Origin of the sequence: Microbacterium sp. NPDC078814 (assembly GCF_040702645.1) — a bacterium.
Lineage (GTDB): Bacteria > Actinomycetota > Actinomycetes > Actinomycetales > Microbacteriaceae > Microbacterium.
Map to the genome: position 1 here is coordinate 176,875 of NZ_JBFBLT010000006.1, position 14,710 is coordinate 191,584.

Annotated in this window: 18 protein-coding genes; 7 read left to right on the forward strand and 11 right to left on the reverse strand. The window is 69.9% G+C overall.

Features of this window, described 5'->3' with window-relative positions:
* Nucleotides 1-3: 3 nt before the first annotated feature.
* From AB0300_RS13540 to AB0300_RS13560, 5 genes are all read right to left on the reverse strand, one after another.
* The gene (locus tag AB0300_RS13540) at nt 4-894 is read right to left on the reverse strand and encodes a carbohydrate ABC transporter permease (RefSeq protein WP_025104693.1); all 891 of its coding nucleotides are present in this window, start codon (nt 892-894) and stop codon (nt 4-6) included.
* Nucleotides 887-1,849, reverse strand: coding sequence for a sugar ABC transporter permease (locus tag AB0300_RS13545; RefSeq protein WP_062637352.1), 963 nt, complete (start codon nt 1,847-1,849; stop codon nt 887-889). The genes AB0300_RS13540 and AB0300_RS13545 overlap by 8 nt, the downstream gene beginning before the upstream one ends.
* A 4-nt stretch (nt 1,850-1,853) precedes the next feature.
* Nucleotides 1,854-3,116 (reverse strand): sugar ABC transporter substrate-binding protein, encoded by a 1,263-nt coding sequence (locus AB0300_RS13550; protein ID WP_025104695.1) that lies wholly within the window; start codon nt 3,114-3,116, stop codon nt 1,854-1,856.
* Nucleotides 3,117-3,227: 111 nt separating this feature from the next.
* Nucleotides 3,228-3,587: a CrcB family protein gene (locus tag AB0300_RS13555; RefSeq protein WP_366216179.1), complete on the reverse strand. Its 360-nt coding sequence runs from the start codon at nt 3,585-3,587 to the stop codon at nt 3,228-3,230.
* Entirely contained in the window at nt 3,584-3,958 is a 375-nt protein-coding gene (locus AB0300_RS13560; protein ID WP_366216180.1) for a CrcB family protein, read from the reverse strand. The genes AB0300_RS13555 and AB0300_RS13560 overlap by 4 nt, the downstream gene beginning before the upstream one ends.
* Before the next feature lie 87 nt (nt 3,959-4,045).
* On the opposite strand from AB0300_RS13560, the gene AB0300_RS13565 reads away from it, so the two are divergent.
* Nucleotides 4,046-5,575, forward strand: a complete 1,530-nt coding sequence (locus AB0300_RS13565) for an FAD-dependent oxidoreductase (RefSeq protein ID WP_126894167.1) — start codon at nt 4,046-4,048, stop codon at nt 5,573-5,575.
* Nucleotide 5,576: 1 nt separating this feature from the next.
* Here AB0300_RS13565 and AB0300_RS13570 read toward each other — a convergent pair whose 3' ends face one another.
* The 3 genes from AB0300_RS13570 to AB0300_RS13580 all read right to left on the reverse strand — a co-directional run bounded on the left by AB0300_RS13570 (nt 5,577) and on the right by AB0300_RS13580 (nt 7,727).
* Nucleotides 5,577-6,383, reverse strand: a complete 807-nt coding sequence (locus tag AB0300_RS13570; protein WP_062637365.1) for a nitroreductase family protein — start codon at nt 6,381-6,383, stop codon at nt 5,577-5,579.
* A 4-nt stretch (nt 6,384-6,387) separates the two neighbouring features.
* Complete coding sequence (locus AB0300_RS13575) at nt 6,388-6,771, reverse strand: hypothetical protein (protein WP_366216181.1); 384 nt, start codon at nt 6,769-6,771, stop codon at nt 6,388-6,390.
* A 113-nt stretch (nt 6,772-6,884) separates the two neighbouring features.
* Nucleotides 6,885-7,727, reverse strand: a complete 843-nt coding sequence (locus AB0300_RS13580) for a MerR family transcriptional regulator (RefSeq protein WP_126894170.1) — start codon at nt 7,725-7,727, stop codon at nt 6,885-6,887.
* A 214-nt stretch (nt 7,728-7,941) separates the two neighbouring features.
* On the opposite strand from AB0300_RS13580, the gene AB0300_RS13585 reads away from it, so the two are divergent.
* Both AB0300_RS13585 and AB0300_RS13590 read left to right on the forward strand, forming a co-directional pair.
* The gene (locus AB0300_RS13585) at nt 7,942-8,781 is read left to right on the forward strand and encodes a DUF4097 family beta strand repeat-containing protein (protein WP_366216182.1); all 840 of its coding nucleotides are present in this window, start codon (nt 7,942-7,944) and stop codon (nt 8,779-8,781) included.
* Nucleotides 8,778-9,404: a PadR family transcriptional regulator gene (locus tag AB0300_RS13590; protein WP_060922301.1), complete on the forward strand. Its 627-nt coding sequence runs from the start codon at nt 8,778-8,780 to the stop codon at nt 9,402-9,404. The genes AB0300_RS13585 and AB0300_RS13590 overlap by 4 nt, the downstream gene beginning before the upstream one ends.
* A 63-nt stretch (nt 9,405-9,467) precedes the next feature.
* Here AB0300_RS13590 and AB0300_RS13595 read toward each other — a convergent pair whose 3' ends face one another.
* Entirely contained in the window at nt 9,468-10,010 is a 543-nt protein-coding gene (locus tag AB0300_RS13595; protein ID WP_025104704.1) for a universal stress protein, read from the reverse strand.
* Between the two features lie 149 nt (nt 10,011-10,159).
* Here AB0300_RS13595 and AB0300_RS13600 point away from each other — a divergent pair, with 149 nt between their 5' ends.
* The 4 genes from AB0300_RS13600 to AB0300_RS13615 all read left to right on the forward strand — a co-directional run bounded on the left by AB0300_RS13600 (nt 10,160) and on the right by AB0300_RS13615 (nt 13,937).
* Complete coding sequence (locus AB0300_RS13600) at nt 10,160-10,351, forward strand: DUF3073 domain-containing protein (protein WP_025104705.1); 192 nt, start codon at nt 10,160-10,162, stop codon at nt 10,349-10,351.
* Between the two features lie 291 nt (nt 10,352-10,642).
* Nucleotides 10,643-11,956 carry an extracellular solute-binding protein gene (locus tag AB0300_RS13605; RefSeq protein ID WP_366216183.1) on the forward strand — a complete coding sequence of 438 codons (1,314 nt, stop codon included), beginning with the start codon at nt 10,643-10,645 and terminating at the stop codon, nt 11,954-11,956.
* Between the two features lie 89 nt (nt 11,957-12,045).
* Entirely contained in the window at nt 12,046-13,020 is a 975-nt protein-coding gene (locus AB0300_RS13610) for a sugar ABC transporter permease (protein WP_366216184.1), read from the forward strand.
* Nucleotides 13,017-13,937 (forward strand): carbohydrate ABC transporter permease, encoded by a 921-nt coding sequence (locus tag AB0300_RS13615; RefSeq protein ID WP_366216185.1) that lies wholly within the window; start codon nt 13,017-13,019, stop codon nt 13,935-13,937. Before AB0300_RS13610 ends, AB0300_RS13615 begins: the two co-directional genes overlap by 4 nt.
* Here AB0300_RS13615 and AB0300_RS13620 read toward each other — a convergent pair.
* Both AB0300_RS13620 and AB0300_RS13625 read right to left on the reverse strand, forming a co-directional pair.
* Nucleotides 13,927-14,319 (reverse strand): type II toxin-antitoxin system VapC family toxin, encoded by a 393-nt coding sequence (locus AB0300_RS13620; protein ID WP_025104708.1) that lies wholly within the window; start codon nt 14,317-14,319, stop codon nt 13,927-13,929. The two genes, AB0300_RS13615 and AB0300_RS13620, sit on opposite strands and share 11 nt — an antisense overlap.
* Nucleotides 14,316-14,564 carry a hypothetical protein gene (locus AB0300_RS13625; protein ID WP_036292973.1) on the reverse strand — a complete coding sequence of 83 codons (249 nt, stop codon included), beginning with the start codon at nt 14,562-14,564 and terminating at the stop codon, nt 14,316-14,318. Before AB0300_RS13625 ends, AB0300_RS13620 begins: the two co-directional genes overlap by 4 nt.
* Nucleotides 14,565-14,710 lie beyond the last annotated feature (146 nt).

A 14,710-nucleotide genomic window follows, 5' to 3' on the forward strand; every position in this document is an offset into this window, starting at 1 on the left:
GTCTCAGCCCTTCGTCCCGCTGAACGCGATGCCCTGGATGAACTGCCGCTGCAGGATCATGAACGTCACCAGCATGGGCAAGGTCGCCAGCAGGGCACCCGCCATGAGCACCGGGTAATCGGTGCCGTGGATGCCGACGAGCTGCGAGAGTCCGACCGACAGCGGCATCTTCGCCGGATCGGTCGTCACGATCAGCGGCCACAGCAGATCGTTCCAGGACCACAGCACGGTGAACACCACAAGTGCGATGATTCCAGGCTTCGCGAGCGGAACCATGATCCGCCAGAAGGTCTGCCACGGATTCGCCCCGTCGATGCGCGCCGCCTCCTCCAGCTCGGCCGGCATCGAGAGGAAGAACTGCCGCATCAGGAAGGTTCCGAAGGCGCTGAAGATGCCGGGCACGATGAGCGCCTGCAGCGTGTTCAGCCAGCCGAGCGCCTGGATGATCTCGTACTGCGGCAGCAGGTAGAGCTGCGAAGGCACCATGAGCACCGAGAGGAACACGACGAACAGGGCGTTCCGGCCGGGGAAGGCGATGCGCGCGAACGCGTAGCCCGCCATGGTGCACAGGGCGACCTGTCCGACCGTGCGGCCGACCGTGAGGAGCACCGAGTTCAGGAACATCTGCCCGAACGGCATCGAGTCGAAGACCTCGGCGAAGTTGGTGAACACCCACTCGCGCGGGAGGAACGACGGCGGCACCTGCACCGAGTCGGACAGCGTCTTGAACGAGGTCAGCAGCTGCCAGACGAACGGGAACACCATGAGCGCGGCGCCGACGATGAGCACGACGTGGACGATCCACAGCCCGCGGTTCCGTGGGGTGCCCGCCCTCCGCGATCGTGCGGGGGCAGCACCGACGACCGCGCGGGTGTCGAGGGAGACATCACTCATAGTGCACCCACTTCTTCTGCAGCCGGAACTGCACGATCGTCAGCACGAGGATGATCAGCAGCAGGAGGAAGGCGACGGCGGCGGCGTAGCCGCGGTCGTTGTCGAGGAAGCCCGCCTCGTAGAACAGGTAGACGACGGTGCGGGTGTTCGGCATCGCGGGGTTGCTGCGGCCGAGCATCATGTAGATGAGATCGAACACCTGCAGCGCCCCGATCACGCTGATGACGCTGACGAAGAAGATCGAGGGCGACAGCAGCGGGATCGTGATCGAGAAGAACTTGCGTACGGGGCCCGCCCCGTCGAGGTCGGCCGCCTCCATGATCGTGTCGGGGATGCCCTGGAGCCCGGCGAGGAAGATGACGATGTTGGTCCCGAGGCCCGCCCAGATGCCGACGACGGCGATCGCGACCAGCGCGGTGTTCGGATCGGTCAGCCAGCTCCGCCCCTCGATGCCGACCGCGCCGAGGGCCGCGTTCAGCACGCCGTAGTCGCCGTTGTAGATCATGCGCCACACGAGCGCGATCGCCGCGGGCATGGTGACGACGGGGATGAAGTAGAGCGTGCGGTAGGCGCTGCGGCCCTTGAGGCCGGTGGTGTTCAGCAGCGCGGCGATCCCGACCGCGAGGGGGATGCCGATGAGCGCGATCACCGTGTAGACCGCGGTGTTGCGGAGGGCGCCGAGGAGCTCCGGATCCTGGAACAGCCGGACGTAGTTCTCGAACCCGATCCACTCCGCGCCGCCGAACGGCCCCGACTTCGTGAAGGAGATGATGAGCGTGCGCACGGTCGGCCACAGGTAGAACACGGCGAGGCCCAGGGCGGTGGGCCCGAGGAACACCAGAGCCCACCACGGCGAGGCACCGGGCGTGCGGCGCCGCCGGCGGACCCCGGAGGGCGGGGCCTCCGGGGTCCGTCCGGCGGCGGGGGCGACCGCGCGAGGCGCGAGGACGGTCATCCGGTCACTCCTGCTCGGCGTCCAGCGCGGTCTGCATCTGCGCGGCGAGATCCTGCAGTCCGTCCTTCGGGGAGACCGCTCCGGACCACACCTGGGACAGCACCTCGCTCTCGATGCTCGTCCACGCGGAGGTGTTCTTCGACACGGGGTACGGGACGGCCGTCTCCAGCGCGTCGATGTAGACCTGCAGGTCGTACTGCGGGAGGGCGTCGACCCAGGCCTGCTGCGTGCCGTTGTACGCGGGGATCACGGTGCCGGTCTCGGCCTGGATCTTCGCGGCCTGCTCGCCGCTCGCGAAGGCGGCGAAGTCCTTGGCCTCCTCCACGTGCGCGCTCTTGGCGTTCGCGACGTTCCCGACGCCGTGGATCACGCTCTGGTTGCCCTCCGGACCCGCCGGCAGCGGGGCCACGTCGACGCTGCCGCCGATGTCCGCATTGTCCGCGTAGGCGATGGCGGCCCAGGAGCCGTTCTGGAACATGGCGACCTTGCCGGACAGGAAGAAGTCCTCCGGGTTCGTGTCCGTCATCTGCTGCGCCGTGGGCGAGGAGCCGTCGGCGATGAGGTCGGTCCACAGCTCGATGCCCTCGAGAGCCTCGGGGGAGCCGTATCCGCTCTGGGTGCCGTCCGCGGAGATGACCTCGCCGCCGGCCTGCGCGATGGAGTTGTAGAAGTTCTCCTGGCCGTACTGGCTCGCGGCGACGCCGAACTGGCCCTTCGCCGGGTCGGTCAGCTTCGCGGCCGCGGAACGGAAGTCGTCCCAGGTCCAGCCCGCGCTCGGGTACTCCACCCCCGCGGCGTCGAACAGCGCCTTGTTGTACCAGAGCGCGACGGTGTCGAAGTCCTTGGGGGCGCCGTAGAGCGCGTCGTCGTAGGTGTAGAGGTCGACGAGCCCCTGGGGGTAGTCGGCCGCGTCCACGTCGTCGAGCGGGGCGAGCTGTCCGTTCGAGGCGTAGAGCTGGAAGTTCGGGCCGTTCATCCAGAACACGTCGGCGGCCGAGCCGCCCGTCACCGCGGTCTGGAGCTTGGTGAAGTACTCCTTGTACGGCGTGACCTGGATCTCGATCGTGACGTTCGGGTGCTCCTCGGTGTACGCGGCGGCGATGTCCTCCATCGCGGGCTTCTGGTTCTCGTCCCAGATCGCGTAGCTGAGGGTGATGTCGCCGCCCGAGGACTCCCCGGTCGCGGAGGAGGAGCAGGCGGAGAGCGCCAGGACGGCGGCCGCGGAGGCGGCGAGGGCGCCCAGGGCGCGGCGAGAGGTGCGGGGCATCGAGGTCTCCTTTGACGGGTGCACGAGAAGGCGGTGCGCGATGTTAACCGTTTAGCGTTAAACGATTAGCAGCGAGAGTAGCGCGCGCCGACGGCTCTTCGCAAGCGTCGGTTAGAGCGCAGCCCCCAGCGCGAGCCCCAGTCCCGCGGCGAGGAGACCGAGCACGAGCATGCCGACCGCGTCGAACACCGCGGCGCCGCGCTCGCCGTCCCGCCACAGTGCGACCACATCGAGCATCGCGGTGCTGAAGGTCGTATAGCCTCCGAGGAGGCCGGCGCCGAGCACGAACGCCGCGTCCGGCAGCGCCGTCGTCACGAGCCCCAGCGCGAACGAGCCGGTGAGGTTGACGACGAGGATCCCCCACGGGAACCGCCGGCCGGCGAGCCGCGCGACGCCGAGGTCGACGAGATACCGCAGGACGGCGCCGACGCCCCCGGCGAGCGCGGCCGCGAGGAACAGCAGTGGACTCACGACACCCCTCCCCGGCGCGGGCGCCCCAGCCGGAGCCCCACGGCCGCCGCGAGGAGACCGAGGACGAGACTGCCCACGGCATACGCGGCGGCGAGGAGCGGAGCCGACCCCCACAGGGCCAACGTCCCGGTCATGAGGGCGCTATAGGTCGTGAAGCCGCCGAGGACGCCGGTGCCGAGCAGCAGCCGCAGCTCCGCCGAGGCCGGGAGCCGCGCCGCCACGACCCCGATGAGCAGGGCGCCCAGCACGTTGGCCAGCAGCACCGCGAGGGGGAAGTCGCCGGGATCGTCCACGAGGAGTCCGAGGCCCAGACGCGCCGCCGTCCCGAGCGTGCCGCCGAGCGCGACGAGCAGGACACGACGGAGACTCACGCTCGCCACTGTAGTCGCCGCATGACAGCGCGACCGTCGGATGTCAAGGCGTTGGGGTGGGGGCGGGGACAGGCGTTGACTGTCGGCATGAAGCCCCTCTGGAAGGTCGACCAGGACGCACCCCACGGCACTCCCTTCGATCCCGGCGCGCAGCACGACGTGCTGATCGTGGGGGCGGGGCTCACCGGTCTCTCGACCGCGGTGCTCCTGACCCGCGCCGGACTCGACGTCGTGGTCGTCGACGCGGGGGACGTGGCGGAGCTGTCGACGGGCGGCAACACGGGCAAGCTCTCGCTCCTCCAGGGGCAGCAGCTCGCCACCATCCGCAGGCACCATCCGGCGGCCCTCGTCCAGGCGTACGTCGACGCCAACCGGGCCGGCATGGAGTGGCTCACCGGCTTCGCCGACAGCGCGGGCCTGAGCTACACCGAGCGGACCGACCACACCTACGCCCAGGGTCCGGACGGGCTCGAGGCGGTCCGAGCCCAGCACTCCGCCGCACGGGAGGCGGGGCTTCCGACCCGGCTGCTCACCGCGGGCGAGCTGTCGACGCCGTTCCCCGTCGCGGGCGCGGTCGCCCTCGATTCGCAGGTGACGATCGACCCGGTCGCCGTCGCCGACGCGCTCGCGAAGGAGTTCCTCGCGGGAGGCGGCACGCTGCACACCGGCGTCCGCGTGACCGGCGCCCACGCCCTGCCGGAGCCGCGGGTGGAGACGACGGCGGGCCCGATGTTCGCCGAGCACATCGTCCTCGCGACGGGGACCCCGATCCTCGACCGCGGCCTGTACTTCTCCAAGGTCGCCGGGATGCGGTCGTACTGCGTCTCGTTCCGGGTCTCCGGCGGGGTGCCGGAGGGCACGTTCATCTCCGCCGACGGCCCGACGCGGTCCATCCGGCCGGTGTCCGCCGCCGACGGCCCCGCCGACACCGCGCAGCTCGTCGTCGGCGGCAACGGGCATCCGGTCGGCCGCTCGGACGGCGAGACCGCGGCGATCGACGACCTCGTGGACTGGACCCGCCTGCACTTCCCGGATGCGGAGGAGACCCACCGCTGGTCCGCGCAGGACTACCAGTCGCACAACCTCATCCCGTTCGTCGGCGCCCTGCCGCGCGGCCTCGGGCGCATCCGCATCGCCACCGGGTACGCGAAATGGGGGCTGTCGAACGCGCCCGCTGCGGCCCTGCGTCTCACGGAGGAGATCATCGGGACGAAGCGCCGCGAGCGTCCGTCCTGGATGCTGCGCCTCGGCACCCGGCTCACCGTCCCCGCCGATCTCGCACGGGGGGCCGTCGAGGGTGCGAAGGTGGCCGCCGCGGCCACGAAGGGCTGGGTCGAGGCCGAGACCACGCCGGTCCCCGTGCCACAGCCCGCGGAGGGCGAGGGCGTCGTGGCGAACCGCGGTGGTCGCCCGGTCGCCATCTCCACGGTCGACGGCGTGACCAGGGCCGTCAGCGCCGTCTGCACGCACCTGGGCGGCGTCCTCGACTGGAACGACGCCGAGTGCACGTGGGACTGCCCGCTGCACGCGTCGCGGTTCGCCGCGGACGGCACGCGCATCGAGGGACCGGCGCTGAACGATCTCCCGGAGGTGCCGCGGACGGTCGGGGGCTCCTGACTCAGGTCCGCGGCGGCGGCGCGTCCCACCCCTGCTGCGGGGTGTCGCAGTCCTCGCGGAACACGTACTGCGACACGAGCTTGCGCTGGCTGCTGGACCAGTCGATCGCCGGGCGGCGCTGCTCGGGCGGCAGGTAGCCGAGCCGGTACACGGCCATGAGCTCGAGATCGTCGGGCACCCGCAGCAGCCGGACGATCTCGTCCCAGCGCCCCGGCACCTCCATCGGGAACGAGATGAACTGGATGCCCATGCCCAGCTCGACCGTGGTCAGCCAGACGTTCTCCATGGCCGCCCCCATGCTGAACACGGAGTAGAACGACGACAGCTGCCCGGGCCGGTACTCGCTCCGGTCGAGCATGACGCCCAGGAGCAGCGGCGATCCGGCGACGAGCTTGCGGTTCTCCGAGCCCAGCGTCTTCGGCACGCCGAACGTGTTCATGAGCGTCTGTCCGCGCTTCGTGAACACCTGGGATGTGAAGGGCCGAAGCGGCGCGGGGAGCTTGTCGAACAGCATGCCGCTGCGCTTCTCCTCCATCTCCTCCTGACTGAAGCGGAAGTACGGCTTGTACCGCTCGAAGAACGTCCCGTTCGACATGGCCTCCGTCATGCTCTCGCCGGAGATGCGCGCGATCTCGTCGATCGTGTCCCTGTTCTCGATCACGACGAAGCGCCAGGGCTGACTGTTGAGCTGGGAGGGCGCGCGCCCGGCCGCTTCCAGGAGGATGCGCTGGTGCTCCTCGGAGACCGGGTCGGGCAGGAACGCCCCGTTCGTGGTCTTGCGGCGGCGGATGGCGTCGAGCAGTTCCATGCGGTCACTTCCGGTCGGAGGGGAGGCGCGAGACCACGAGGCCCGCGAGGACGAAGGGGGCCGCCGTGAGGGCGACGAGCGGGTGCCGCCGGGTGTGCGTCCCGGCGTAGGGGATCGCGGCCAGGGGGACGGCGGCGGGGAGGAGAGCGAGGGCGGCGCGACGGGTGCGCGGCGTGTGGGTGGCGAGACCCGCGACGACGGCGAGTCCGGCCGTCGCGCAGGTCAGGATGTAGAGGGCGTGGTGCACCCAGCGGAAGCGGCGCGTGTCGATGAGCCGCGCCGCCACCGCGAGCCCGAGGGCGCAGTTCGCCGCGTAAGCCGTCGCCGCCGCCGCGAAGGCTCCGGACGCGGGGCGGTCGTCGCGCCCCCGCTTCCGTCGCCCCGTCATGGCACGACCCTACGCCCTCCCCTCCCCCCCCGATCCACCCCCTTGCGTGCGAGCCACCCCCTTGAGTACGACCGCAGCGGGGTGGGTCGCACGCAAGGGGGCCGCTCGACGGATCAGAGGGAGGCTTCCGCGTAGATGCGGAGCGCGTCGCGGACGAACTCCGCGCCCTGCGTCCCACCCGCGGACGTCGCGTAGTTCGCGCCGAAGCGCGGATCTGCGACGTACATCTCGCCGAGACCGATGACGTAGGCCTTGGCATCCGCGTCCGGTCCCTGCCGGAGCGCGGCGGCGGGAGTGCCCGGGATGCCCGTGAGCCAGGCCACGTGACGGCGCGCGAGCTCCTGCGCCTCGGCGGACGCGGGATCGATACCGCTCTCCGCCGCGGCGATCCAGTCGCGTCCGAGGTCGGACACGCGCTGCTGCCACTCGGCACGCTCGGCGTCGCTCATCCCGCGCCACCAGCGGTCGCTGTCGGCGTAGGCCTTCTTCCCCCAGCGGCCCTCGACCTCCTGCTTGTACTGCGTGTGGTCGAAGCCGTCGAACATGTTCTCTGCCATGAGGTTCTCACCTCCTCTCAATGCCGTGATGGTGGATTCGACCGACGCGATCTGCCGCGCCAGCCTGGTCTGCTCCTCGCGCAGCAGCGCGAGGTGTGTCTCGAGCGCCGACGCCTCCGCCGCCGAGCCCCCGCCCTGGGTCCCTGAGCCCCCGCCCTGGGTCCCTGAGCCTGTCGAAGGGCCCAGCACCTCCGCGATCTGCGGCAGTCCGAGCCCGAGCTCCCGCAGCAGGAGGATCCGCTGCAGCCGCACGAGCGCCGCCGCGTCGTAGTGCCGGTACCCGTTGGCCGCGATGCGCGACGGAGGCAGCAACCCGATGTCGTCGTAATGCCGCAGCGTGCGGCTCGTCGTCCCCGCCAGTCGTGCGATCTCCTGGATCGACCAGTCCTTCTCGCTCATCCCGCCCACCCTTCCGTGTCGTTCCCCTCCACCGTAGAAGTTGCCGTTACGTCAAGGTCAACCCCGTTCGAATCGCTTGATTGGCTCGATTTCCGGCCGATATGGGACCAATCAGGCGATTCGAAGGAAAGGGGGGTGACGGGATCGAGATATATCGTGTTATCGTGACGGCAACACGATATATCGTGAATCCCTCGACACAGGAGAAGCAGACATGACCGAGAAGTGGCTCATCGCCCCCGGCGAGGAACGCGTCATCGACATCGCCTCCGCGACCCGGCTCAAGGTGGGCCTCGTCGGCGGACAGGTCGACGTCATCGCCCACGACGAACCCGGCATCCGGATCGAGGTGCACGGCGTCACCACCAAGGACCTCCGGATCGAGTCCCGCGACGGCGAGGTCGAGATCGACCACCCGCAGCTCGGCTGGGACAACTTCCTCGAGGTGTTCCGGAACTTCGGCTCCGCCGGTCCGCGCGCCGAGGTGAGCGTGGCCGTCCCGCGCAGCATCGCCCTGACCCTCGGCGTCGTGAGCGCCGGCGCCCTCGTGTCGGGCATCCGCAACGACACCCGTCTCAACACCGTGTCCGGCGACATCATCGTCGACACTCTCATCGGCGACCTCAGCGTGAACTCGGTCTCCGGTGACGTGCAGATCCGCAACCTCACCGGCTCGCTCAGCGCCAACAGCGTCTCCGGCGACGTGGCCGTCACGGGCGCCATCCGCAAGGCCACGGTCGACATCGTCTCCGGCGCGACACTGGTGGACGCGGCGGGCGACGTCAACACGATCACCGTGAACTCGGTCTCCGGCGGCACCACGGTGCGGCTCGACGAGTCCCTCGCGGCGAACTACGTCATCCGCTCGCTCAGCGGCCGCCTGCTCATCGACGGCGTCGAGCGCAGCTCGTCCGGACCGAGCACCTACAACGGCACCACCGGGGAGCTCGCGGGACGCTTCGTCGACCTCCGCGCCAACTCCGTCTCCGGAGGGGTGACGGTCCTCCGCCGCGCTCCGCAGACCATCGAGAACGACCCGGAGTGGGAAGCATGAGCCCCGCGGTCTTCTCCCACGGCGACCTGCGCCTGTACCTGCTGTCGCTGCTCGCGGAGTCCCCGCAGCACGGCTACGGCATCATCCAGTCCCTCACGGACCGGACGGGCGGCACGTACACGCCGAGCGCCGGCACCATCTACCCGCGCCTGGCGAAGCTCGAGGAGGAGGGGTTGGTCACCAAGACCGTCGACGGACGCACGACGATCTACGCGATCACCGAGGCCGGACGCGCCGAGCTGGCCTCGCGCCAGAGCGACCTCGCCGACATCGAGGCGGGCATCACCGACACCGTCCGCCTCATCGCGAACGAGGTGCGCCAGAGCGTGCAGGAGGCGATGAAGAGTCTTCGCGCCGACCTGGCGACGGCCACCAAGGACGACCGGGCGGCGGCGAAGAACAGGCCGCGCACCGCGGGCGACGATGCACGGCTGACCAGCCGCGAGGAGCTGCACCGCGCGGACGCCGTCGTGAACGCCTTCCGCGCCCGCATCCGTACCGACCTGCGCACCCATGTCGCCAAGGGCGGCGTCCTCCCGTCGTCGGTGGTCACCGACCTCGAGAACGCGCTGGATCAGGCCGCCCGCAGCGTGACGGTGGCGCTGAGTCAGCCGGACTCCTGAGCCCCTGGCATGACCGCACGAGGCCCCGTCGACATCCGTCGGCGGGGCCTCGTCGTGTGCGGATCACTCCGGCCAGATCTCCTTCTGCTCGTCCGGCACGGACTCCCCCAGGGGGACGACGAGCACGGAGCGGTGCTGGCGATGGGCGAGGCGCGCGGCGACCGAGCCGGTGAAGAACTCCCGGATGGACTCACCGATACCGCGCTTGCGGGTACCGACGACGATGAGCTGCGCGTCGAGCTTGTTCGCGAGCTGCTTGATGGCCAGCGCCGGGTCGCCGACGAGCTGCCGAGCGGTCCAGGTGACTCCCTTGCCGTCGAGCATCGTGGCCGCAGCCGCCTCGACGGCCTCGAACTCGGCAGCCCCCGCGTCGAAGTTGATGTCGATGGGAGCGGAGTGCACGTAGCCGTCCGGATCCTCGTAGGTGACGAAGCGCGTGATGTCGACGTGGGCCACCACGAGCGGGGCGTTCAGCAGCCGGGCGAAGCGGACGGCCTCATCGAGAACGTGCGGGTCCTGGTCGAGCTGCATCCCGACGATCACGGCCTTCTGCAGAGCGGCGTTCTGCGTGGCCTCATCGGACGGAGTGGAGGTGCTGTCGGTCATGGAGATCGCTCCCTTCGCCGGCCTGGCCGCGGCCAGGGTCTGTTCCCCGCGTGCTATCCTGAATGCTACTCTTACCGGCCTCGAGCCGGTGTCGTGAATGACTCGGGCGCCTGTCTGCCCGCAGCTTAACTCGTGAGGGGGTCTCAGGCATGGGCCGTGGCCGTCAGAAGGCGAAGCACACAAAGATCGCCCGCGAACTCAAGGCGTACAGTCCGTCGGTGAACTACTCGGCGCTGGAGCGCGAGCTCGCGCACTCGAGCGACTCCGACGAAGACGCCTACGTCGACAAGTGGGCCGACGAGTACGCAGACGAAGACGAAGACGAACTAGAGAAGGCGTAGCCCCTCGGTTCGAAACACCCGCACGGCTCGTGCGGGTGTTTCGTCGTACCCGGGCGGCGATCCCCTCAGCGGGAGGGCCGCCGTGTCCGGCCGCGCGCGACCGCGTCCCGACATCCGCCGATCTATGTCAGCGCTCCCTCTGGGGCATTCAAACTCGTCCCCGTCCCGCGATTCCGCGTCTTGTGAGCGCAAACATTTTCTGATTTGATGTGCATGTGATCGACGGCGCACCCTCGCCGCGTCCCCGCTTCGGGCGATCCGCAGGAACATGACCTCAAAGAGGAGAACAGCATGGCACCCACCTCACGCACCCCCCGCGTCGCCGCGGTCGTCGCCCTCGGCGCGGTGTCGGCGTTCGGACTCGCGGCCTGCGCGCCGGCCGCATCCGGGGGCGGCGACGCCGGCGGTGAGCCCGTCACCATCGAGTACATGCACCGCCTCCCGGACGGCGAGGGCATGACCACGGTCGCGGAGATCGTCGACCGCTGGAACGAGGAGCACCCCGACATCCAGGTCACGGCCACGAAGTTCGACGGCAAGGCCAGCGACATGATCCTCAAGCTCGAGACCGACATCAAGGCCGGGAACGGCCCGTGCCTCGCGCAGACCGGATACTCCGAGGTGCCGCAGCTCTATGTGAAGGGTCTGCTGGAGGACGTCGCCGCGGAGGCCGAGAAGTACGAGGACCACTACTCGGCCGGCGCGTTCAGCGGCATGCGGGTCGGCGACGCCATCGTCGGCCTCCCGCAGGACACCGGGCCCCTCGTCTACTTCTACAACACCGCGGAGTTCGAGGCGCTCGGCCTCGACGCCCCGGCCACACTCGACGACCTGACCGCCGCCTCCGCCACGGCCGCCGCCGCCGGCAAGTTCGTCACCGCCTTCACTCCGGACGAGGCGCAGAACTGGCTCTCCGGACAGGCCGCGGCCGCCGGCGACACCTGGTTCTCCACCGAGGGCGAGGAGTGGAAGGTGGACGCCGAGGGCCCCGGTTCCGAGCGCGTCGCCGCCTTCTGGCAGGGCCTGCTCGACGGCAAGCAGACGCTCGCGACCGAGCGCTGGGGCGAGGGCTTCACGGCGGCGCTGAACGACGGCAGCCTCATCGGCCACGTCGGCGCGGCCTGGGAGGCCGGCTTCCTCCTCGACTCGCTGGACGGCACCCCGGCCGAGGGGCAGTGGCGCGTCGCCCAGCTCCCGGACTTCGGCGCCGGGGCGATGAGCGGCCCCGACGGCGGCTCCGGCGTCTCGGTCATGAAGGGCTGCGAGAACCCCGAGGCCGCCATGGAGTTCAACGACTGGTTCAACACGCAGGTCGACGACCTCGCGTCGCAGGGTCTCGTCGTCGCCGCGAAGGGTGAGGTGGAGACCCCGGAGAAGATGTTGCGGCAGTTCGGGGGCCAGGATGTGCTCGCCGAGCTCGGCACCGCCACCGAGAACCTCAACCCCGACTTCCCCTACGCCCCCGGCTTCTCGACCCTGGCGAACATGAACGAGACGGCCGCCGCGGCCGCCGCCGGCACGGCCTCGGTCGCCGACATCTTCACCACGGCGCAGGACACGGCCGTCGCGTCGCTCAAGGACCTCGGCCTCCCGGTCGCGGAATGACCGGACCGGACGGCATCATCGGATGAACGACGGCGGAGTGCACGGGCGATCGTGTACTCCGCCGTCGTCGTGAGAGCGAGAGGCACATCATGGCCACAGTGACCGAGACGAGGGCAGCGGCGCCGCTCCCTCCCGCGCGCCGCCCCGTCGCCCCGTCGACGAGGCGATCGCGGATCCGACGGGAGGGTCTGACCGGGTGGCTGTTCATGGCGCCGTTCGCGCTGCTGTTCGCCGTCGTCTTCCTCATCCCGATCATCGTGTCGGTCCGGTCGTCGTTCTTCGCGCAGGTACCCGCCGGCGGCGGCCTGTACGGTGGCGGCGAGCTCGTCGACACGTTCGTCGGCCTCGACAACTTCGCGGCCGCGGCGACCGACGGCGCGTTCTGGGCCGGCATGGGACGGGTCGTGCTCTACGCGGCGTTCCAGATCCCGGTGATGATCATCGCGGCCCTCGCCCTGGCGCTGCTGCTGGACTCGTTCATCGTGCGCCGCCCCGCCCTGTTCCGCCTCGCCTTCTTCCTCCCCTACGCGGTCCCCGGCATCGTCGCGGCGATGATGTGGCTCTACCTCTACACGCCCGAGGTGTCGCCCTTCTTGCCCTATCTGCCCGAGGGGACCGATCTCATGTCGCCGCAGACGATCCTCTTCTCGATGGCGAACATGACGACGTGGACGTACACGGGCTACAACATGCTCATCTTCCTGAGCGCCCTGCAGGCCATCCCCCGCGACCTCTACGAGGCCGCCCGCCTGGACGGTGCGACCGGATTCCAGATCGCGACCCGCATCAAGGTGCCGCTCGTGCGCGGTGCCGCCCTGCTGGCCGTGCTGCTGTCGATCATCGGCACGATCCAGCTGTTCAACGAGCCGGTCATCCTGGAAGCCGCGAACTCCTGGATGGGCAAGGACTTCACGCCGATGATGCTCACCTACAACACGATGATGGGCGAGCTGTCGCCGTCGGGCAGCGGTCCGGCGTCGGCGTACTCGCTGCTCATGGCCGGCATCGCGGGTGTGCTCGCGATCGTGTACGCACTGCTCCAGCGGCGGAAGGGCGACGCATGACCACCACACGACTCGTCACCGTGGCTCCGCCGACGAAGCGGCGCTCCCGGAAGCCGCAGGCGGCGGACGCCCCTCCCCCGTCGATCGCCCCCGGCCCCGCCGCGCGCACGTTCGGCCTCATCGCCCTCGTCGTCGCCACGCTGTACTTCCTCGTGCCGGTGTTCTGGCTCGTGGTCGCCTCGACGAAGAACAACACCGACCTCACGTCGACGTTCGGCTTCTGGTTCGCCGAGCCGAACCTCGCCGCCAACTACGACAGCCTCATGGGCTGGACGCAGGGGCTGTTCTGGCGCTGGGTCGGCAACTCCCTGTTCTACTCGCTCAGCGCCGGGGTCATCGGCACGCTGTTCGCCGTGATGGCCGGCTATGCGATCGCCAAGTTCGCCTTCCCGGGGAAGAAGCTCGCGGTCGGCATCATCATGGCGGGGCTCCTGCTGCCCGTCGCCCTGCTCACGGTGCCGCTGTACATCGAGTTCCAGGCGCTCGGCCTCACGAACACGGTGTGGGCGATCATCATCCCTTCGGCGGTCTCGCCGTTCGGCGTCTTCCTCGGCATGGTCTACGCACAGTCGTCGGTGCCGACGGAGCTGCTGGAAGCCGCCCGCATCGACGGCGCCGGTGAGGGCCGGATCTTCTTCACCATCGTGCTGCGGCTGCTCGGCCCCGCGATGGTGACGATCTTCCTGTTCATCTTCGTGGCCACGTGGAACAACTTCCTCCTCCCGCTCATGATGATCTCCAGCCCCGACCTCAAGCCGGTCACCCTCGGCCTCTACGGCATGATGAGCTACTTCTCCCCCGACAAGGGCGCCGTCATGCTCGGGGCGCTGCTCGGCGTGATCCCCCTCATCGCGCTGTTCTTCACGCTGCAGAAGTACTGGCGCTCGGGTCTCGCCGCCGGCGCCGTCAAGGGCTAGGCACCTCGACCGCGCACAGACCGGAGGCCGCCCGCGCGAGCCTCCGGTCGTGCGTAAGGAGCGGGCAGTCGAACACCGCGGCGAGCGCGACGTACGCGGCGTCGTAGGCGGTGAGGTTCGCCCGCAGCGCGAGGATCCGCGGCACCAGCGGGAGCGTCGGATGCAGGTCGACCGGGAGGCGGGCGAGGTCGCCGGCCGCGGATTCGAGCGCCGCGGCGTCAAGGACACCGCCGCGTTCGAGCCCCCGCAGAGCGCTGGCCACCTCCACCGGCAACAGCTCCGGGGCAAGCAGAAACTCGTCCTCCAGCCGCGACCCCAGGACACCGGTCGACGTTCCGGTGCAGACCAGGTCGACGACGATCGAGGCGTCGACGACGATCACCGCCCGGCGCGCCCCTCGTGCACGGCGGCGACGATGCTCTCCGGGGTGAGCGCGGTCATCTCCGGCTGCCGCGCTCGTCGGCTCAGGAACTCCGAAAGCGTCGGGCGCGAGGCGAGGCGAGTGAGCTCCGTCGACAGATACTGCTGAAGCGACTGTCCTCGCTCGCGCGCGCGTGCGGCGAGCACGGAATGCACGCCCGGATCGAGGTCGCGGATGAGGACGTTCGGCATGCTTACAGTATGCATGTACGGCTCCTTTCGTGACTACCCCTCGAGTATCGGGGACCGAAGGCACGCTCTCCGGCCCCGGAACCGCGACCCGTGGAGAACCGGCAAACTCCCCGCCGCGCGCAGGAGAGGCCCGGGGCGAACCCCGGGCCTCTCCTGTGCAG